At 67.7% G+C, this 20,239-nt stretch carries 17 protein-coding genes, 1 tRNA gene and 1 pseudogene; 11 read left to right on the top strand and 8 right to left on the bottom strand.

The features are described 5' to 3' along the window. Positions 1 to 2: 2 nt before the first annotated feature. From thrC to argS, 4 genes are read right to left on the bottom strand one after another with little or no spacing between them, the layout of a single operon-like run. Complete coding sequence (thrC, locus tag ASE96_RS03725) at positions 3 to 1,109, bottom strand: threonine synthase (protein WP_056426086.1); 1,107 nt, start codon at positions 1,107 to 1,109, stop codon at positions 3 to 5. After that, the gene (locus tag ASE96_RS03720; RefSeq protein ID WP_056426083.1) at positions 1,110 to 2,453 is read right to left on the bottom strand and encodes a homoserine dehydrogenase; all 1,344 of its coding nucleotides are present in this window, start codon (positions 2,451 to 2,453) and stop codon (positions 1,110 to 1,112) included. Next, entirely contained in the window at positions 2,454 to 3,953 is a 1,500-nt protein-coding gene (gene lysA, locus ASE96_RS03715) for a diaminopimelate decarboxylase (RefSeq protein WP_056426080.1), read from the bottom strand. A 5-nt stretch (positions 3,954 to 3,958) separates the two neighbouring features. Then, positions 3,959 to 5,623, bottom strand: a complete 1,665-nt coding sequence (gene argS, locus ASE96_RS03710) for an arginine--tRNA ligase (protein ID WP_056426077.1) — start codon at positions 5,621 to 5,623, stop codon at positions 3,959 to 3,961. A 218-nt stretch (positions 5,624 to 5,841) separates the two neighbouring features. On the opposite strand from argS, the gene ASE96_RS03705 reads away from it, so the two are divergent. The 5 genes from ASE96_RS03705 (at position 5,842) to ASE96_RS03685 (ending at position 9,419) form a co-directional block, all read left to right on the top strand. Beyond that, entirely contained in the window at positions 5,842 to 6,276 is a 435-nt protein-coding gene (locus tag ASE96_RS03705; protein ID WP_056426071.1) for an FMN-binding protein, read from the top strand. 38 nt (positions 6,277 to 6,314) lie between these two features. Continuing rightward, positions 6,315 to 7,187, top strand: a complete 873-nt coding sequence (locus tag ASE96_RS03700; RefSeq protein ID WP_056426068.1) for an FAD:protein FMN transferase — start codon at positions 6,315 to 6,317, stop codon at positions 7,185 to 7,187. Continuing rightward, entirely contained in the window at positions 7,184 to 8,719 is a 1,536-nt protein-coding gene (locus tag ASE96_RS03695) for a ferredoxin--NADP reductase (protein WP_056426065.1), read from the top strand. Before ASE96_RS03700 ends, ASE96_RS03695 begins: the two co-directional genes overlap by 4 nt. An 86-nt stretch (positions 8,720 to 8,805) precedes the next feature. Next, a tRNA-Arg gene (locus ASE96_RS03690) sits at positions 8,806 to 8,878 on the top strand. Between the two features lie 187 nt (positions 8,879 to 9,065). Beyond that, on the top strand, positions 9,066 to 9,419 hold the full coding sequence (locus ASE96_RS03685; RefSeq protein ID WP_056426062.1) for a hypothetical protein: 354 nt from the start codon (positions 9,066 to 9,068) through the stop codon (positions 9,417 to 9,419). 71 nt (positions 9,420 to 9,490) lie between these two features. Here the strand turns inward: ASE96_RS03685 and ASE96_RS03680 are convergent, their stop codons facing one another. Then, on the bottom strand, positions 9,491 to 9,943 hold the full coding sequence (locus ASE96_RS03680) for an SRPBCC family protein (RefSeq protein ID WP_162238811.1): 453 nt from the start codon (positions 9,941 to 9,943) through the stop codon (positions 9,491 to 9,493). A gap of 213 nt (positions 9,944 to 10,156) precedes the next feature. On the opposite strand from ASE96_RS03680, the gene ASE96_RS03675 reads away from it, so the two are divergent. After that, on the top strand, positions 10,157 to 11,227 hold the full coding sequence (locus tag ASE96_RS03675; RefSeq protein WP_056426054.1) for a M4 family metallopeptidase: 1,071 nt from the start codon (positions 10,157 to 10,159) through the stop codon (positions 11,225 to 11,227). A 97-nt stretch (positions 11,228 to 11,324) separates the two neighbouring features. Continuing rightward, on the top strand, positions 11,325 to 11,621 hold the full coding sequence (locus ASE96_RS03670) for a protealysin inhibitor emfourin (protein ID WP_056426051.1): 297 nt from the start codon (positions 11,325 to 11,327) through the stop codon (positions 11,619 to 11,621). Here the strand turns inward: ASE96_RS03670 and ASE96_RS03665 are convergent. Continuing rightward, complete coding sequence (locus tag ASE96_RS03665; protein WP_056426048.1) at positions 11,618 to 12,586, bottom strand: GlxA family transcriptional regulator; 969 nt, start codon at positions 12,584 to 12,586, stop codon at positions 11,618 to 11,620. The genes ASE96_RS03670 and ASE96_RS03665 overlap by 4 nt on opposite strands. A gap of 93 nt (positions 12,587 to 12,679) precedes the next feature. Here ASE96_RS03665 and ASE96_RS19345 point away from each other — a divergent pair, with 93 nt between their 5' ends. Both ASE96_RS19345 and hrpA read left to right on the top strand, forming a co-directional pair. Beyond that, positions 12,680 to 12,847, top strand: coding sequence for a hypothetical protein (locus ASE96_RS19345; protein ID WP_200912976.1), 168 nt, complete (start codon positions 12,680 to 12,682; stop codon positions 12,845 to 12,847). A 160-nt stretch (positions 12,848 to 13,007) separates the two neighbouring features. After that, positions 13,008 to 17,018: an ATP-dependent RNA helicase HrpA gene (gene hrpA / locus ASE96_RS03660; protein WP_056426045.1), complete on the top strand. Its 4,011-nt coding sequence runs from the start codon at positions 13,008 to 13,010 to the stop codon at positions 17,016 to 17,018. A gap of 6 nt (positions 17,019 to 17,024) precedes the next feature. Here hrpA and ASE96_RS03655 read toward each other — a convergent pair whose 3' ends face one another. Beyond that, entirely contained in the window at positions 17,025 to 17,453 is a 429-nt protein-coding gene (locus tag ASE96_RS03655; RefSeq protein ID WP_056426042.1) for an HIT family protein, read from the bottom strand. After that, positions 17,450 to 18,643: an NAD(P)-dependent alcohol dehydrogenase gene (locus ASE96_RS03650; RefSeq protein ID WP_056426039.1), complete on the bottom strand. Its 1,194-nt coding sequence runs from the start codon at positions 18,641 to 18,643 to the stop codon at positions 17,450 to 17,452. Before ASE96_RS03650 ends, ASE96_RS03655 begins: the two co-directional genes overlap by 4 nt. Before the next feature lie 126 nt (positions 18,644 to 18,769). Between ASE96_RS03650 and ASE96_RS03645 the strand changes: the two genes are divergently transcribed. Continuing rightward, positions 18,770 to 19,237: an ASCH domain-containing protein gene (locus tag ASE96_RS03645; protein WP_056426036.1), complete on the top strand. Its 468-nt coding sequence runs from the start codon at positions 18,770 to 18,772 to the stop codon at positions 19,235 to 19,237. Positions 19,238 to 19,314: 77 nt separating this feature from the next. After that, a pseudogene (locus ASE96_RS19465) lies at positions 19,315 to 20,239 on the top strand (DUF222 domain-containing protein); the annotation flags it as partial.

The following is a 20,239-nucleotide window of genomic DNA, read 5'->3' as shown; positions in this document are numbered from 1 at the left end:
GGTTATTTTTCTTCCAGTCCCAGGGCTGTGGCCACGGTGACCACGTCGTTCGCGACCTTGACCGGCTGCACTTCGCTGCCGTCCTCGGTGCGGAGCGCCCACTGCGGATCCTTCAGGCCGTGGCCGGTGACCGTGATGACGATGGTCTTGCCCGACGGCACTTCACCGGCAGCATGCTTCTTAATCAGTCCGGCGACGCCGGCAGCGGAGCCCGGCTCGACGAAGACGCCTTCACGGGCGGACAACCAGCGGTGGGCAGACAGGATTTCCTCGTCGGTCACGGCCTCGATCACACCGCCGGACTCGTCGCGCGCGGCGACTGCGGTGTCCCAGGACGCGGGATTGCCGATCCGGATGGCGGTCGCGATCGTGTCGGGTTCCGTGATCGGGTGGCCTGCGACGAACGGGGCCGCGCCGGCAGCCTGGAAGCCCCACATAACCGGGGTCCGGGTGGAGACCGCGGCCAGCGTGCCGGCGGTGATGGACTCGAAGGGCACGCAGTATTCCTTGTAGCCCTTCCAGTACGCGGTGATGTTGCCCGCGTTGCCAACCGGGAGCACATGGAAGTCCGGAGCGTCACCGAGCCAATCGACCACCTCGAAGGCACCGGTCTTCTGGCCCTCGATCCGGGCAGGGTTGACCGAGTTGACCAGGAACACCGGGTAGGACTCCCCCAGCTTGCGGGCGATGTCCAGGCAGTCGTCAAAGTTGCCGTCAACCTGCAGCAGGGTTGCGCCGTGCGCGATCGCCTGGCTCAGCTTGCCCATCGAGATCTTGCCTTCGGGTACCAGGACCACACACTTGAGACCGGCCGCGGTGGCGTAGGCGGCGGCGGAGGCGGACGTGTTGCCCGTGGAGGCGCACACCACGGCCTTGGCACCCGCGGCAACCGCAGCCGTCATGGCCATGGTCATGCCGCGGTCCTTGAAGGAGCCTGTCGGGTTCATCCCCTCGACCTTGAGGTAGACGTCACTGCCGGTGAGCGCGGAAAGCTGTTGCGCGTAGACGAGCGGCGTGCCACCCTCCCCCAGGGTGATGACCGTCGTCTCCTCGGTCACGGGCAGACGTTCAGCGTATTCGCGGATGACGCCGCGCCATTGGTGAGCCACTTAGACTCCTTCTACCCGCAGTACGGATGTAACGGAATTGATGACGTCCAGGCCCTTGACGGCCTCGACGGTGGCTGCCAGTGCAGCCTCGCTTGCGCGGTGGGTCACGATCCGAAGTTCTGCTGATTCAACGTTGGAATCGGCATCGCGGTGGATGGTCTGCCGCATGATTTCAATGGATACCCCGTGCTCCGCGAAGAGACGGGCGATTTTTGCCAGCACACCGGGCTGGTCGGCGACGTCCAGGCCGATGTAGTAGCTGGTGACCGCGGAGGTGATGGGAAGCGCAACAACCTGGCCGGTTGTGGTCTCTGCGCGGCCGGGGCCGCCCAGGACGATGCTGCGGGCGGCGGAGATCAGGTCGCCCATCACGGCCGAGGCGGTGGGTTTGCCGCCGGCGCCCTGGCCGTAGAACATCAGCTCGCCGGCGTTTTCAGCCTCGACGAAGACGGCGTTGAAGGCGCCGTGGACGGCTGCCAGCGGGTGTTCGCGCGGCAGCAACGTCGGGTGCACGCGCACGGAGACGCCGGTGTTGCCGTCGGCTGCTTCCGTGCTTGTTTCCCCGCCTGTGGCCTCCAGCTTTTCGGCGATCGCCAGCAACTTGATCACAAAACCGGCGTCCTTCGCCGCGGCGATGTCCGCCGCGGTGACGGAGCTGATGCCCTCGCAGTACACATCGTCGAGGGAAAAGCGCGTGTGGAAGGACAGTGAGGCAAGGATCGCCGCCTTGGACGCGGCGTCGTGGCCTTCGACGTCGGCGGTGGGGTCGGCTTCCGCGTAGCCCAGGCGCTGGGCCTCTGCCAGGGCGTCGGCGAACTGGGCCCCGGTGGAATCCATCTGGTCCAGGATGAAGTTGGTGGTGCCGTTGACGATTCCGAGCACCCGGGTGATCCGGTCGCCGGAGAGGCTGTCCCGGATGGGCCGCAGGATGGGGATCGCACCGGCGACGGCGGCTTCGTAGGACAGCTGCACGCCGGCCTTGTCCGCTTCCTCGTGGAGGGTGGGACCGTCCTTGGCCACGAGCGCCTTGTTGCCGGTGACCACGCAGGCACCGTTCCGCATGGCGGTCAGGATCAGGGTCCGGGCGGGTTCGATCCCGCCCATCAGCTCAATCACCAGATCGGCGTCCTTGACCAGGGTCTCGGCGTCGGTGGTGAACAGCCCGCGCGGCAGCTCGACGTCCCGGGGTGCGTCGAGGTTGCGCACGGCGATGCCGGCCAGCTCGAGGCGGGCGCCGGCGCGGGACGCCAGCATCTCGGCGTCGTCAAGGAGAATCCGCGCAACCTGGGCCCCGACGTTGCCACAGCCCAAGAGGGCTACTTTCAGGGTTCGCAATTCGGTCATTCAGACTCCCATGTCGCGGTTGAGCAGATCTTCTTCGGTTTCCCCGCGGACAATGAGCCGGGCAGATCCGTCGCGCACAGCGACTACGCCCGGCCGGGCCAGATAGTTGTAGTTGCTTGACAGGGCCCAGCAGTAGGCGCCGGTACCCGGTACAGCGAGCAGATCACCGGCTGCCACGTCCTCGGGCAGATATACATCTCTAACAACTATGTCGCCGCTCTCGCAATGTTTGCCCACTACGCGGGACAGCTCCGGGGCCGCGTCCGAGGACCGCGAGGCCAGAATCGCCGAGTAATCCGCGTCGTACAGCACCGGACGCGGGTTGTCGCTCATACCGCCGTCCACCGACACATACCGGCGCGGGTACGTAACGTTTTTCTCCGGGTCGCCGGATTCGCCGGCCGCCGGGGCGTCGACCCGGACGGTCTTCAGCGTACCCACTTCGTACAGGGTGAACGTGGTGCTGCCGACGATCGCGCGCCCCGGTTCGATCGAGATCCGCGGTGCGGTGATCCCCAGTTCGGCGCACTTGGAGCGGACGACGGCGGCCATCGCCTGGGCGATTTCGGCGGCCGGCCGCGGGGTATCCACAGGGGTGTAGGCGATGCCGTAGCCGCCGCCGAGGTCCAGTTCGGGGAGCACAATCGAGTACTTGGCCTGCATCGCGGCGAGGAAGTCCAGCAGCTTTTCCGCGGCGAGGGCGAAGCCGTCCGGTTCGAAGATCTGCGAGCCGATATGGCAGTGCAGGCCGAGCAGTTCAATGCTGGCGTAGGCCGACGCCGCGGCCACGGCCTCCTCCGCCGCAGACAAGCCGGCCTGTTCGGTGGAGTCCCCGGCCATGGAAAGGCCGAACTTCTGGTCCTCGTGGGCCGTGGCGATGAATTCGTGGGTGTGGGCATGGACGCCCGGGGTCAGGCGCAGCATAACCCTGGCGGTTTCTCCGCGGGCTTCGGCGATCTTGGCGACGCGCTCAAGCTCGGCGAGGCTGTCCACCACGATCCGGCCCAGCTGCAGGTCCAGCGCGCGGTGGATCTCGCTGTCGGACTTATTGTTGCCGTGCAGCGCGACGTCGGCGCCGGGGATCCCGGCGCGCGCGGCGACGGCGAGTTCCCCGCCCGATGCCGTGTCCAGCCGCAGGCCCTCTTCCTCCACCCAGCGGACGACGGCGGTGCACAGGAAGGATTTACCGGCATAGTAGACGTCCACTCCCCCGCAGATGTCCGCGAAGGCGTCGTTGAAGGCGTCGGAAAAGGCGCGGGCACGGGCCCGGAAATCGTTCTCGCTCATCACGAACAGCGGCGTGCCGAACTGGCGCTGGAGCTCGCTGACGGGAATGCCGTCAATGGCGAGTTCGCCGGAGTCGTCCCGGGTGACCCCGGCCGCCCACATCGGCTCGTGCAGGGCATTGAGGTCCTCGGGGACCTGCAGCCACTTTGGCGCGAGAGGGGAGGCTGCGCCGGCAGGGTGGGACGGGGCAGGGTTGGACGGGTTCGTGGTCATGGCGGTTACATCCGTTCCGGCGCCGAGACGCCCAGCAGTTCCAGTCCGTTCGCCAGCACCTGGCTCGTGGCATCGTTGAGCCACAGCCGCGTGCGGTTAAGGTCGGTTATCGGCTCGTCGCCCTGCGGAGCCACCCGGCAGGCATCGTACCAGCGGTGGTAGGCGCCGGCGATGACCTCGAGGTGGCGGGCCACGCGGTGCGGCTCGCGCAGTTCGGCGGCCCTGGCCACGATCGACGGGTAGCTGCCCAGGTGGGACAGCAGTTCGTTCTCGGTCGCGTGCTCCAGGAGGGACGCCTCGAAGCAGTCTTTGCCGTCCACACGGCGCTCCACCCCTGCCGCGACGGCGTTGCGTGCGGTGCCGCGGGAACGGGCGTGCGCGTACTGGACGTAGAACACCGGGTTCTCGTTGCTGTGCTTCTTCAGCAGCTCCGGGTCCAGCGTCAGCGGCGAATCGGCCGGGAAACGCGCCAGCGAGTAACGCACCGCGTCCTTGCCCAGCCAGGAGATGAGGTCCTTGAGCTCAATGATGTTTCCGGCACGCTTGGAGAGCTTGGCGCCGTTGACGGAGACCAGCTGGCCGATCAGGACCTCGATATTGACCTCGGGGTCGTCGCCGGCGGCGGCGGCAATGGCCTTGAGCCGGTTGATGTAGCCGTGGTGGTCGGCGCCCAGCAGGTAGATCTTTTCCGTGTAGCCGCGGTCTTTCTTGGACAGGTAGTAGGCGGCGTCAGCGGCGAAGTAGGTCGGCTCGCCGTTCGCGCGGATCATCACACGGTCCTTGTCGTCCCCGAAGTCCGTCGTGCGCAGCCAGACCGCACCGCCGTCGTCGTAGACGTGGCCCTGCTCCCGGAGCCGTGCGACGGCGTCCTCGATCGCTCCGGCGTCGTGGAGTTCCTGCTCGGAGAAGTAGACGTCGAATTCGACGCCGAACTCGGCGAGGGTGCGCTTGATGTCGTGCAGCTGGGCCTTGTACGCCGCGCCGCGGATCACCGGCAGCGCGGCGACGTCGGTCAGTTCACGGATGTCCGGATGCTGGGTCAGTACCTCGTGGCCAAGATCGGCGATGTATTCGCCGGGGTAGCCGCCCTCCGGGACGCCGCGGCCGTGGAGCCGCGAAAGCACGGAGTGCGCGAAGACGTTCATCTGCGATCCGGCGTCGTTGATGTAGTACTCGGCCGTGACGTCCGCGCCGGAGGCCCGCAGGACGCGTGCGATCGCGTCGCCCAGGGCAGCCCAGCGGGTGTGCCCGATGTGCAGCGGCCCGGTGGGGTTCGCGGAGACGAACTCCATGTTGACCGTGTGGCCCGCGAGCGCGGTGTTGGTGCCGTAGGCCGGCCCGGCTTCGACGATGGCCTTGGCGAGGGCGCCGGCGGCGGCGGCGTCAACGGTGATGTTCAGGAACCCGGGGCCGGCGATGTCGACGGCGGACACACCGTCGATGGACTTCAGCCGGGCGCTCAGGACCGAGGCGAACTCCCGAGGGTTGGTGCCGGCTGTTTTGGCCAGTTGAAGGGCGATGTTGGTGGCCCAGTCGCCGTGGTCCCGGTTCTTCGGCCGCTCAACGCGCACCTCATCCGGGACGTCGGATGCGGAAAGCCCGATTTCACCGGCGGCGACGGCGTCCTTCAGGCAGGCGGATATGGCGAGGGAGAGTTCTTCAGGGGTCACAGTTCCAGCCTACCGGTGGCCCGCAGGGTGGCGGAATTTGGCGCCCGTCATACCCCGCCGGCGGCCTGCGGAAAAACCACAGCTTGTAGCGGCAGGATCACAGGGTGAACCACTACGCTGAAAGAAACGTCGTCATCGGAGTGTCAGCTGCGGGCCGCCCCTGGCGGGCTTCGGCGTTCACTCCCCATCCGATCGTCGCCAGAGAAATGAGCCGCTGCATGAACACCTCTCTCCGAAAAAGCGTAGTCGTCGGCATCGCCGGACTTTCCTTGGCCGGTTCCGCGGCTGGTTGCGCGCCCGGACAGGCCTCCGGCCCGCAGAACACCTCCGCCGCGCCGTCTGCCGCAACGGGCGGCAGCTACCAGGACGGCACCTACAGCGCCGACGGAAACTACGTCTCACCGAACGGCAACGAGACCGTGGGCGTCGAACTGACGCTTGCCGGCGGAGCCGTGACCGACGTCAAGATCACCCAGCACCCGTCCAACCCGAACACCCGGAAGTTCCAGGGCGAGTTCGCCGGCGGCATCCAGTCCCAGATCGTCGGCAAGCAGCTCGACGAGATCAAGGTCTCAAAGGTGGCCGGTTCGTCGCTGACCAGCGGCGGCTTCAACCAGGCCGTGGAAAAGATCAAGTCCGAGGCCCAGGCGTAGCAGCAAGTCGTAACCTGCCAGTAGCAGGAGGAGGAAACGTGCCGCATCCGGGCTGGACGGGCTTCAGCTTCGACGGGATTGGTACCCGCTGGGAGATCTCGACGCCGTCCCCGCTCTCCGGCGCGCACCGCCGCCAGCTGCTGGACACCGTGGCAGATTACGACGCCGCCTGGTCCCGTTTCCGGCCGGACTCGCTAATCGCGGGCGCCGCGCGGCAGCCGGGACGCTACGAGCTTCCCGCCGGGGCCGCGGCCCTGGGGCCGCTCTACGAAACCCTGTACCGGCTCAGCGGCGGGGCCATGACCCCGCTGATTGGCGGCAGCCTGGAACACCTCGGCTACGACGCCGGCTACTCCCTGCGCCAGGATGGCCCGCCGCAGCCCGCCCCGCCCTGGGACGACGTGCTGGACTGGCAGGGCACCGTGCTGACCACCCGCGCCCCGGTGGTGATCGACGTCGGGGCGGCCGGAAAGGGGCAACTGGCGGATCTCTTGTCGGCCGTGCTGCGCGAAGGAGGCGTCCGAGAGCACTTCATCGATGCGAGCGGTGATTTGCTCAACGCCGGGCCCGCGCCGGTGGACGTGGGCCTCGAGCATCCCTACGATCCGGCCCGGGCGATTGGAATCGTCAGCCTCGGGACCGGCGCACTCTGTGCCTCCGCCGCCAACCGGCGGGCCTGGGGCGACGGACTGCATCACGTGCTGGACGGCACCACCGGCGCGCCGGTACGCACCGTCGTCGCAAGCTGGGCCATGGCGGCGAGCGCCATGACGGCCGATGCGCTGGCAACGGCCCTGTTTTTCGTCGACGGGTTCCGGCTGCAGCAGGAGTTCGACTGTTCGTGGCTGACCGTCTACTCGGACGGCCACGCGGAGTATTCGGCCGATTTTGAAGGGGTGCTGTTCTCATGACCGCCACAATTTCCACTCCGATCGGTTCACGGCTGGACACGGCGCTGGGCCGCTTCACGATGTACCGGCTGGTCCTCTGGGTCCTTGCCGTGCTGGCCGGCTACAGCCTGCTCCTGAACGTGCTCGGGTGGCTGACGTTCGGGCTCCCGGAGATGATCGCCCATCTGGCGCTCTGCCTCGGCCTGACGTATGCCTCCAACCGTGCCATTGCAGCGCTCTTCCACGTGCGCCCGCACTCTGAATCCTCGCTCATCACGGGGTTGCTGCTCTATTTCCTCTTCTGGCCGACGCAGTTCTCGGCAGGGCTGCAGTACCTGGACCTGGCCGGTGTTGCCCTGGCCTGCGTGCTCGCATCGGCCTCCAAGTACGCCCTGGCCTGGCGCGGCCGGCACATTTTCAATCCCGCCGCGGCCGGAGCCTTCATCACCGGGCTGACGGGACTCAATATCGCCACCTGGTGGGCCGCGACCCCCGCGATGCTTTGGCTCGTGCTGCCCGGGGCCCTGCTGGTCCTGTACCGGGTCCGGAAGCTGCTGATGGGGGCGGTGTTCACGCTGGTGGCGGTGTCAACCGTGGCCGTGGAACTACTGCGCGCCGGCATGTCCCTGGGCGAAGCGCTATGGCAGCCCATCGCCCAGCGCCCGGTGCTGTTCTTCGTCGGCTTTATGCTGACCGAGCCGCTCACCCTGCCGCCGCGCCGGTGGCAGCAGCTGGCGCTGGCCGCCGTCGTCGGCCTGCTGTTCGCTGTCCCCTACAACCTGGGCTTCGTGGCCAACTCCCCGGAGCTTGCGCTGCTGGCGGGCAATGCGCTCGCCTTCATCGCCGGGCAGCGCGGCCGCGTCCTGCTCCGCTTCCGCAGCTCCCGGCCGTTGACCCCGACGACGACGGAGTTCAGCTTCCAGCCCGAGCGCCCGCTCCGCTTCACCCCGGGGCAGTACATCGAACTGAACCTGCCACACGGGAAGGCCGACCACAAGGGCCGGCGGCGGGTGTTCAGCCTGACCAGTCCCCCGGGCTCCGCCGAGCTCAGGATCGGTGTGGGAACGGCCGGTCCGCTGTCCACCGCCAAGCGGGCGCTCCTTGACCTGGAGGCCGGCGACGAGCTGACGGCCACGACTGTGGGCGGGGACTTTGTCCTGCCGCGGAATCCCGGAACGCCGGTGCTGCTCATCGCGGCGGGCATCGGCATCACGCCATACCTTGCCCAGCTGTCCGACGGCTCCGCCGGGGACCGCGACGTGGTCCTGCTGTACCTCGCCCGGACCACCGGCGAGCTCGCCTATGCCGAAGAACTGGAACGTGCCGGGGTGCGGGTCATCGCGAGGCTTTCCGACGGCTCCCCGCCGCCCGCCTTTATGCAGGACGCCGGCGCGGCCCGGATCGACGGCGCGGCGCTGAAGGAGCTGGTCCCTGACATCGCCGGCCGTGAAGTCTACGTGTCCGGCTCGCCCGCGAGCGTCCGTTCCCTCCGCACCGCCGCCCGCCAGGCCGGGGCGCGGCGGGTCCGCGTGGACTCCTTCTCCGGGTACTGAGGTGCCGGGAGTGTCGATTTTCCCTTGGAGCCCACCTTCCTGCTAAGCTCTAGGACGTCCCGCCGGTAACGGCAGGAACCCTGACTGCCCTCGTAGCTCAGGGGATAGAGCGTCTGCCTCCGGAGCAGAAGGTCGTTGGTTCGATTCCAATCGAGGGCACACACAAAACCCCGCCGTTTCAGTGAAACGGCGGGGTTTTCCCTTGCCCGGAAAATGCCCGGCAACTTGCCGGCAACCACCTCTTGGCATCCGACAGTGTTTGTGGCGGGAGATGCTGGTCTCCGGCTTTGGGGATAAGGCAAAAAGACCCTATTTCCAGGCGCGTTGCGTATGCAATGGTGTAACCATGTGGATCGTCGTGCTGCTCGCCCTTGGGGTAGTGGTCGCTCTCTGGCAAGTCATCTTGGCGGGGCTCATCCTTTGGGCACTTGTAACCTGCATCAGGTGGTGGATCGCGTTCGCTGCAGGAGCGAAGCCGAAGCCGATCCGCCCCCGCAAACCCGTCCAGACCCGGCCGGAGGTCAAGCGCAAACCCGTCCAGACCCGGCCGGAGGTCAAGCCCAAACCTAGGCCCGCACAGACCAGGCCAGAGGTCAGGCCCACGCCGGACTACCTGCCCAGGTGGACTGCCAGCCGTCGGCTGGACTCCGACCTCGAGCATGCCCGGTGGCAGGACGCATTCGACCGCCGGGCCGCCTGACCCGGCCCGACCTGGCGTCGGGCGTTGATGGCGTCGGGCGTTGATGCCGCGCGTCGGCCGTTGATACGGCGTCAGTTCCGGGTTTCGACGATCTCCTTGAGCTTCTCCAGGGCAGGCGGCCAGGCGTCGTCGAACATGGCGACGAATTCGTCCTCGCTGTCAAGCTCCACGTCCACCGTGGTTGCCCCTTGGAACTCGCTGAAGGCGTACTTTTCGTGGGAACCCATAAAGGCCTTCGCAGCCTCGCTCGTGGTGTCATCCTCGCCGTTGACGACCTGCCCGGTGTAGCGCAGGGAGATCAGCTCGTTCGGCCGGTTTTCCTCCACCGTGGCGATCATCCCCGCCACGGAACCGTCGCCGTCGTGCCCCAGGAAACGGATTTCGCTCCCTTGGTTCCAGTCCCCCTCGTAGGAGGACTCGCCGAATACGCTGGTCCACTCGCGGTACGTGGCTTCGTTCAGCATGGTGGTCCACACGTCCTGCACGGGGGCGTTGATCGTCACCGAATACCGTAACTTTTCCATGCGTGATTTTACGTCCGGGCTCAGCCGGCCACCAGTACGAAGTGCAAGACGCAGCACAGCGGACCGAAGGAGCGGGCGCGGCACCCTGCCAATTGTCGGCGCCCGCTCGTAGGCTGTCTGCATCGGCAGCGGGATTCCGGCGGCCGGGCGACTGGACTGGGTGCCGGCTGCCGCACCACGTCGGGATCCCGCCGAAGCACAAAGGGGTCTCACATGCACTGTTCCATCATTCCGCCCTACATGCTCCGCCGCCTGGCGGCCCAGCGCGTGCCGGAGCTCTCCGACGCCGCCCGCGCGGCGAAGGAAGCCCTGCACCACGTCCCGAGCTTCCAGGCGTCCCGGGCAATGCCCGGTCCCGGCAGCCACCCGGGATTGCGCGAGCCCAAGCCGGCCGCGCCGGAGCGGACGGTCTACGACGCCAAGTTCACCGACCAGCTCCCCGGCAGCGCGGTGCGCAAAGAGGGGGAACCGCCCACCGGTGATCCCGCCGCTGATGAGGCCTATGACGGGCTGGGGCACACCCACCGCCTCTACGCCGAAGCCTTCGGCCGGAACTCGATCGACGGCAACGGCCTCCACCTTGATGCCACGGTCCACTACGGCCGCCTGTACGACAACGCATTCTGGGACGGACAGCAAATGGTTTTCGGTGACGGCGACGGCCAGGTGTTCCAGCGGTTCACGAAGTCACTGAGCGTGATCGGCCACGAGCTCGCCCATGGCGTCACCCAGTACTCTGCGGGGCTGGTGTACCGCAACCAGGCCGGCGCGCTGAACGAATCGATGTCCGATGTCTTCGGGGCGCTTGTTGAGCAGTTTGTCCAGCAGCAGCCGGCGGCCGCAGCCGGTTGGCTGATCGGCGAGGGCCTGTTCACGGACCAGGTCCAAGGGACCGCTTTGCGTTCCATGAAGGCCCCGGGAACGGCCTACGACGACGACGTGCTCGGCAAGGACCCGCAGCCGGACTCGATGGACGGCTATGTCCACACGAGCGCCGACAACGGCGGGGTGCACATCAATTCCGGGATCCCCAACCGCGCGTTCTATCTGGTTGCCACGACCCTCGGCGGCAACGCGTGGGATGCGCCGGGCCGAATCTGGTACGAGACCCTGACAGGTGGCACCCTGTCTCCTACCGCCACGTTCGGCGCGTTCGCCAAGGCCACCGCCGCGTCTGCCAAGGAGCTCTTCGGGGCGGACTCCGCCGAGCATGACGCCGTGCGCTCCGCGTGGGAAACTGTGAAGGTAAAGCTCCCCGGAGCCCGGCGAAAGCCCAGCTCATGACCATCCGGGACCCGTGAAGTTCACCGCCCCATGAAAATCACTATCTTGAAAATCACCGTCCCCAGTAAGATCACCGCCCCATGAAAATCACCGTCCCATGAAAATCACCGTCCAGCGCAGCGGCGGCATAGCCGGCATGAAACGGACGTGGACCGTGCAGCCCACGCCACCGGAGGACACGGACCTCTGGCAGCCGCTGATCGAAGCCTGCCCGTGGGACGCCGTCCCACGGGCAGGCCGGGGCGCCTCCGTGGGCCAGCCGGACCGGTTCCTGTACAACATCCGAGCCGGACAGCACCGTGCAACCCTGCCCGAGCAGGCCGTCACCGGGCCGTGGCGGGATCTCGTCGAGACAGCCCAGGCCGCGGCAGAGCCGGAGCCGCGCCTCCCCTAGACTGCGGCGGCCAGGTGCCCGCGGAATGTCCGGCGGTAGGACTGGGGGCTCGTGTCCAGCACCTTGGCGAAGTGGTGCCGCAGCAGCACCGAGTGGCCGAATCCGGATTCGCGGGCGATTTCGTCGATGTTGAGGTCCGTGGTCTCAAGCAGCTCCTGGGCCCGCAACACTCGCTGTGAGTTGAGCCAGGCGGCCGGGGTGGCTCCCGTTTCGGAACGGAAGCGCCGGGCAAACGTCCGCGGAGACATGTGGACCCGCGCGGCGAGTTCGTTGACCGAATGGTCTTCCCCCAGATGACGCACCATCCACTGCAGGAGTTCCTCCATGGGCTCGGAACCGCACCGCGGGATCGGCCGGTCGATGAATTGGGCCTGGCCGCCGTCGCGGTGCGGTGGAACCACCATGTCGCGGGCTATGCCCGCCGCCACGTTCGCGCCGAATTCCACCCGGATCAGATGCAGGCAAGCGTCGATGCCGGCGGCCGTGCCAGCGCTGGTGATGATCCTGCTGTCCTCGACGTAGAGGACGTTCTCATCCACTATGGCAGCGGGGTACCGGCTGGCGAGCTCCTGGGAGTAGTGCCAGTGCGTGGTGCAGCGGCGGCCGTCCAGCAGGCCGGCCCGGGCCAGCGCAAACGCCCCGGAGCAGATGGACATAACCCAGGCGCCGCGGGCGTGGGCATCCCGCAGCGCGTCCAGGACGGACTCGGGGACGTCCTCGTCACGGCCGAAGGGGGTCATGATGACCAGGTCCGCGTCCGCTGCGGAGTCCAGCCCCAGACTCACCTGCATGGACAGCCCGGACTTCATCGGGACGTCGCCCGGCACCGGGGTGCAGACGCGGAAATCAAACGCGGGGACGCCGTCGCCACGCGCCGAGCGGTCGATGCCGAACACTTCGAACGCGGTCGCAAACTCGAAGACCGAGAAGTTGGGGACCACGATCATTGCCACTGATTTGATCATGACTCCATTGTGGCAGAAACAGTGGCAGAAATTATAGCTTTTTGGGCATTTCTGCCACTTCTTTTGCCCGTGCCACCGGAGAACCATGGAGGTATGGAACTCATCGGAATCGCACTCATCGTCCTCATCGTCGTCGGCGTCGCCGCCACCGTCGCAGCCCTCCGCAAGGACGGCCTGGGCCACAACCCCCCGGTCCGCTCGGAGGACTACTGGTCCGCACTGGACCTCCCCAGCAGCAACTACACCTTCCGGATTTTCTGATCCGGCCCTGCAGCCGGATCGCGCCGCACCCAACGGAACGCTTACCCAAGAAACAAACCCGCCCCCGCTGCCCGGCCCCGCCAGGGACCGGGCACTTCCCTGCCGGGAGGATTGCCGCGGAACCGCCACCGGGACAGTTCCCAGTAGACTGTGTGCAGCCATGACACTGCATATCTCCTACCCCGCCGAGCTGCCGGTCTCCGAGCGCCGCGAGGACCTGATGGCCGCCATCGCGGCCAACCAGGTGACCATCATCGCCGGCGAGACCGGTTCCGGTAAGACGACCCAGATTCCCAAGATGTGCCTGGAGCTTGGCCTCGGCGAGAACGGCCTCATCGGCCACACGCAGCCGCGCCGGCTGGCCGCCCGTACGGTCGCCGAACGCATCGCGGAGGAACTCGGCGTCGACATCGGCCAGGAGGTGGGCTTCCAGGTCCGGTTCACCGGGGAGGTCAGCCGCAACACCAAGGTCAAGCTCATGACCGACGGCATCCTGCTGGCCGAGATCCAGCGGGACAAACTGCTGCGGAAGTACAACGCCATCATCATCGACGAGGCGCATGAACGCAGCCTCAACATCGACTTCATCCTCGGATACCTCAAGCGGATCCTGCCGCAGCGGCCGGACCTGAAGATCATCATCACCTCCGCCACCATCGACCCGCAGCGGTTCGCCAGGCACTTCGGCAGCGAGGAAGAGCCCTCGCCGATCATCGAGGTTTCCGGCCGCACCTACCCGGTCGAGATCCGCTACCGCCCGCTGTCCCAGCCGGCCGGCGGGGCCCCCGGTGACGATGACGTGGCCGCCTCCGAGGACGAACTGGAGGAGGACCGCGATCCGCTGGACGCCGTGTGCGACGCCGTCGACGAGCTCGCGCAGGAAGCGCCCGGCGACATCCTGATCTTCTTCTCCGGCGAACGCGAAATCCGCGACGCCGCCGAGGCGCTCAACGGCAGGATCCAGTCCAACCGGAGACTGGCCGGCACGGAGGTACTCCCCCTCTTCGCCCGGCTCAGCCTGCAGGAACAGCACAAGGTCTTCCACCCCGGCAACAAGCGACGGATTGTCCTCGCCACCAACGTCGCCGAGACCTCGCTGACGGTCCCCGGCATCAAATACGTCATCGACACCGGCACCGCGCGCATCTCCCGCTATTCACACCGCACCAAGGTCCAGCGCCTGCCGATCGAGCGCGTCTCGCAGGCCTCGGCCAACCAGCGCTCGGGCCGTTGCGGCCGCGTCTCCGACGGCATCGCGATACGGCTGTACTCGGAGGAGGACTTCGAGTCCCGGCCGCTGTTCACCGATCCGGAGATCCTGCGCACCAACCTCGCCGCCGTCATCCTGCAGATGACCGCAATGGGCGTGGCCCGCGGGCCGAAGGACGTGGAGAACTTCCCGTTCGTGGAGCCCCCGGACTCCCGCGCCATCAACGACGGCGTCACCCTCCTGCGCGAGCTGGGCGCCCTGAGCGCTGCGCGCCCGCAGGAAGAAACGGGCGACGGCGACGGACGCACCGGCCGCCGGCCGGCGGGCGCTGCAGGCAGAAACGGCGGCGGGTTGACCGCCGTCGGGCAGCAGCTCGCCCAGCTGCCCGTGGACCCGAGGCTCGGCCGGATGATCGTCGAGTCCGGCAAGCGCGGGTGTGTTCGCGAGGTCATGATCCTCGCCGCCGCGCTGACCATCCAGGACCCGCGCGAGCGTCCCACCGACAAGCAGCAGCTCGCCGCGGAGAAGCACGCGCGTTTCCGGGACGAGAATTCTGACTTCACCGGCTTCCTGAACCTCTGGAACTACCTCCAGGAGAAGCAGCAGGAGCTCTCCTCCACGGCCTTCCGCCGGCTCTGCCGAGCCGAGTTCATCAACTACCTGCGCGTCCGCGAGTGGCAGGACCTCTTCGCCCAACTGCGCCAGCTGGCCCGGCCGCTTGGCATCAGCCTGGACAACAAGCGCCTGGCCGATCCCGTGGGCAACCATGAGGGCATCCACATCAGCCTGCTCTCCGGCCTGCTGAGCCACGTGGGCATCCTCGATGAGCGCAAGCGTGAATACGCCGGCGCCCGCGGCAGCCGCTTCGCGATCTTCCCCGGCTCGGCCCTGTTCAAGAAGTCCCCCACCTTCGTTATGGCCGCGGAACTGGTGGAGACCAGCCGGCTGTGGGCCCGCGTGGCGGCGAAGTTCGACCCGCTGTGGGTTGAGCAGGTGGCGCCGGATCTGGTCAAGCGCAGCTACAGCGAACCGCACTGGTCCAAGAAAATGGGCTCGGTGATGGCCCATGAGAAGGTGACGCTGTACGGCGTTCCCATCATCCCGAGCCGCCGGATCAACTACGGAAGGGTGGATCCGGAACTCTGCCGCGAGCTGTTCATCAGGCATGCCCTGGTGGAGGGCGACTGGCAGACCCACCACAAGTTCTTCCACCGCAACCGGGCCTTGCTCCACGAGGTCGAGGAACTCGAGGCACGGATGCGGCGCCGGGACATCCTGGTGGACGACGAGACGCTCTTCGAGTTCTATGACGCCCGGATCGGCAAGGACGTTGTGTCCGAGCGGCACTTCGACAAGTGGTGGAAGGACGCGCGGCAGCAGGACCCCGCCCTGCTCGATTTCGACCAGGCGCTGCTGATCAGCGAAGACGCCGACGCCCTGGACGACTCGGCCTACCCGCAAGCCATGCTGCACAAGGGATTTGAGCTGCCGCTGAGCTACGAGTTCCATCCCGTGGCCCCCGGATCGCCGCCCAATCCGTCCGACGGCGTCACCGCCGAGGTGCCCGTGCTGTTCTTGAACCAGCTCGACGACGCGGCCTTCCGCTGGCTGATTCCCGGCCAGCGGGTGGAGCTGGTCACCGCCCTGATCAAATCGCTACCCAAGCAGGTGCGCAAGAACTTCGTGCCGGCCCCGGACGTCGCCCGGCAGGCCGTCGCGGCCTTGCAAGCCGACTTTGATCCGGCCACCGACGAACTGGAGGCCTCCCTCGAGCTGGTGCTGCGCCGGCTCCGGGGCCAGGTCATCCCGCCGAATTCCTGGAACTGGGAGGCCGTTCCGCCGCACCTGCGGGTCAGTTTCCGCGTCGTGGACTCCCGGGGGAAGGTGCTGGACGAGGGCAAGGACCTGACGGCGCTGCAGGAAAGGCTGGCACCGGCCACGCGCCGGGCGATCGCCGAGTCGCTGGGCGCCACGCCCGCGACGACGGCGCCCGCGTCGAACGGCAGGTCCGGCGGGAAGTCCGCCGGGGCCGGTGCGGCACCAAGCTCAGCAGCTTCCGCGGCGGCTGCGTCGGCGGCCTCGACCGGGTTCGCCGAGAAGTCGGGGCTGACCTCCTGGTCCTTCGGAACGCTGCAGCGCCAGGTCAAGGGCACGGTGAAAGGGCACACCGTCACCGGCTATCCGGCGCTCGTGGACGAGGGAACGTCCGTGGCCCTCCGGCTCTTCCAGACCAGTTCCGAACAGGAGCAGGCCATGCGCGGCGGAGTTATCCGCCTGCTCGCCCTGAAGGTGCCGCCGCCTGACCGCTACGTCCTGGAGCACCTGAACAACACCGAGAAGCTGACCTTCAGCCAGAACCCGCACGGCTCGGTCACGGCTCTGATCGCGGACTGCGCCCTCGCCGCCATCGACAAGCTCACCCCGGCCGAACTGCCGTGGGACGAGGCGTCCTTCACTGCACTCTACGAGAAGGTCCGCGCCGAGCTGATCGACACGGTCTTCACCGTCACCGCGGTCGTGGAGCGCATCCTCGCCAGCACCCGCCGGATCGAGAAGGCCCTCAAGGGAACCAGCAGCCTGGCCCTGATCAGCGCCCTCAACGACATCAAGAGCCAGCTGGAGCAGCTCGTGTTCCCCGGTTTTGTGGCACGCGCGGGCTACAGCCAGCTCAGCCAGCTCCCGCGTTATCTCGCCGCGATCGAGAAGCGCATGGAGAAGCTCCCGACGAACGTCCAGCGGGATGGGCAGCACATGGCCGCGGTCCAGGCCCTGGAGGACGACTACGACGACGCCGTGTCGGCGCTTATCCCGGGCCGGCGGGCCGGCGCCGAGTTAACCCAGGTCCGCTGGATGATCGAGGAGCTCCGGGTGAGCCTCTTCGCCGTCGAACTCGGAACGGCGTATTCAGTTTCCGAGAAGCGGATCCGCGCGGTGCTCAACAAGGCGCTGGCGCCGGCGTAGCGGGCCTCAGGCCTCCGGAACGTGGGCCGCGTGCCCGGCGTTCCGGAGGCCTTCGCGGAGCTTCTCCGCGTTGGCGTCCAGCCGTGCCGGATCAGGGTGCTGGTCCGCCGAACCGAAGTCAAAGTCCGCCATCGTGTTGGACGGCCACACGTGCACGTGCAGGTGGTTGATCTCGTAGCCGGCCACGATGAGGCCGGCACGTGCCGCGCCGAACACGCCGACCTGCACGGCACCGATCTTCTGCGCCACCTGCATCACGCGGGCCAGCAGTTCGGGCGACGCGTCCGTCCACCGGTCCACTTCCTCGGTGGGAACCACGAGGGTGTGGCCGTCGGCGAGCGGACCAACCGTCAGGAACGCCACGACGTCGTCCTCCCGCCAGACGAAGCGGCCGGGGATTTCGCCGTTGATGATCCTGGTGAAGAGAGTGCTCATGCGTCTGCCCTTTCCGAGGGTGTTCCGAGGGTACTGGTGTCCAGGACAAAACGGTACTTCACGTCTCCGGCCACCATGCGGTCGTAGGCGTCATTGAGCTGGTCCGCCCTCACCACCTCAACGTCCGAGGTGACGCCGTGCTCGGCACAAAAGTCCAGCATTTGCTGGGTCTCGGCGATGCCGCCGATCAGCGACCCGGCGTACGCGATGCGGCGCCGGATCAGCGCGCCGGGGTTCACCGGGGGCATCTTTTCCGAGGGCAGCCCGAGCTGGAAGAGGGCACCGTCCACCCGCAGGGTGCGGAAGTACGGGTTGAGGTCGTGGGGCGCGGCGACGGTGTCGATGATGACGTCGATGCTCCGGTTCGCGGCGTCCATCGCGGCCTCGTCCCGGGACAGGATGACCTCGTCCGCGCCGAGTTCGCGGGCTGCGGCGAATTTGGACTCCGACGTGGTGAAGACCTTCACTTCGGCGCCCATGGCCTTGGCCAGCTTCACGGCCATATGGCCCAGCCCGCCCAGGCCGACGACGCCGACGACGTCGCCCTCCTCGACGTCGAAGTGGCGCAGCGGAGAGTAGGTTGTGACGCCGGCGCACAGCAGCGGCGCGGCCGCGGCGGGATCAAGGCTTTCCGGGACGTGCAGCACGTAGCGGCGGTCGACGACAACGGAGGTGGCGTAGCCGCCCTGCGTGATGGCGTCGCCGTTCCGGCGGTCCTTGGCGCCGTAAGTCCCGGTCATGCCGTTTTCGCAGTACTGCTCCAGGCCGTCGAGGCAGCTGTCGCATTCGCGGCAGGAATCCACCAGGCAGCCGACGCCGACCAGCTCACCAAGGGTGAAGTCGTCGACGGCGGAGCCCACCCGGCTGACCCGGCCGACGATTTCGTGGCCCGGGACCAGCGGGTAGTTCTGGCTTCCCCACTCACCGCGGGTGGCGTGGACGTCCGAGTGGCAGAGCCCGCAGAACTCGATGGCGATCTCGACGTCGTCCTCTTTCGGCGAGCGGCGCGCCACCGTCAGCGGAACCAGGCCGCTGTCGCTGGCTGTGGCACCGTAGGCGGCGGCAAGGCGGGGGCCCGGCGTTCCCGTTACGTCCGCGGTGCCTGTGGCGCCTTCGGTGTCGGCGGCGTCCGCGGACAGATCGGGCAGCGGCTTGGCGAGGGGCGGCGGTACGGGGCGTCCAGGAGTCATGACTTGACGCTAACCCGGGCGGCGGGAGTTGGCCAATCAGAACGAGGGCTTTCGTTCCGTGCCTGCGACGATAGTGACGTGGAATCTCAACCAGTCACCGCAGCCGATGTCCAGGCAGCTGACCGCATGTGGGGCGCTTACGCCGCCGCGCATCCCGAAGCCGTTGCCGCGTCCCCCGAATACACCGTGGAGCACTTCGGTGATTCGAAACGGCTCGCCAACGATCTCCTCGGTATTGTTCTCAGCGGAAGGAAACGCGCGACGGCGGAACTCGTCGCGGACTTCATCGCCCGCGGCGACCAGGTGCCCCGGATCGGATCCCACTGGATTGCCTGCGACGGCGATGGGCTGCCCCGCATCATCATCCGCAGCAGGGAACTCCGCATCGGCCCCTTCACGAGCGCTGACAGCGCCTTCGCTCGTGATGAGGGCGAAGACGACATGACGCTGGAAAGTTGGCAGCGTGAACACCGCCGATACTGGACGCGGGTCTCCGCCGCCGCCGGGCGTGAATGGTCAGAAGACGACGAGATCGTGTTTGAGCGCTTCGCCGTGGTCTGGCCGCCCGAGCACGCGGACGCACGCTCGGTTTAGTGTCAGAGGGCGTCGGGCCGACCGGCCCGTTCCGGGGGCTTCCATTGGTTGTCGGTGGTGCCCGGTACGTTGGTTTTATGGACGGCGAGCAGAAGCCCGGCGGGGTTTCAGAAGCATCGACAGACAGCACGGCCGCTGACACGGCCCGTGACGTCGCCGGCGCGGCCACGGGCAGTGAGAGTGCTGCGCTGATCGACCAGATCCGTGAACTCGAGGACCAGAAATCTGCCCTGTCCGCCCGGCAGGCCCGCCTGTCCGTCGCTTTTGACCTGGCCCAGCGCCGTGAACAGGCCGCCGCCGGGATGCCCGCGGACCAGCTCGGGGCCGGGGTCGCCGTGCAGATCGCCCTGGCCCGGCGCGAATCCCCGGCCAAAGGCGGCCGGCTCCTCGGCCTGGCCAAAGCCCTGGTCACCGAAATGCCCCACACTTTGGCGGGGCTGGAGGCCGGGCAGATCAACGAATGGCGCGCCACCCTGATTGTGAAGGAAACCGCGGGCCTGTCCGCGGCGGACCGGGCCGCCGTCGATGAGGAGCTCGCCGCGGACACGGGAACGTTCGACGGCGCCGGAGACCGGCGCATCATCGCCGCGGCCCGGGCCGCGGCCTACCGGCGGGACCCGCGCACCGTCACCAAGCGCGCTGCCCACGCCGCGACCGAACGGACCGTGACCCTCCGCCCGGCCCCGGACACCATGTGCTACGTCACCGCGCTGCTGCCCGTCTCCGCCGGCGTCGCCGTGCAGGCCGCCCTCACCCGTCACGCCGACACCGCCCGCGCCGCCGGAGACCCGAGGACCCTCGGGCAGCTCAAAGCCGACGCCCTGGTCGAACGCATCACCGGCACCCCCGGCGGGATCACCGGCATCGAACTCCAACTCGTCATGACCGACCGCACCCTCCTCCAAGGCGACAGCGAACCCGCCCGCCTCCCCGGCTACGGCATCGTCCCCGCCGGCTGGGCCCGGGACCTCCTCCAACATGGAGAACAAGCCACCCGCGCGC

Origin of the sequence: Arthrobacter sp. Leaf69, assembly GCF_001422645.1 — a bacterium.
Lineage (GTDB): Bacteria > Actinomycetota > Actinomycetes > Actinomycetales > Micrococcaceae > Arthrobacter.
This window is presented reverse-complemented; position numbering and strand designations above follow the sequence as displayed.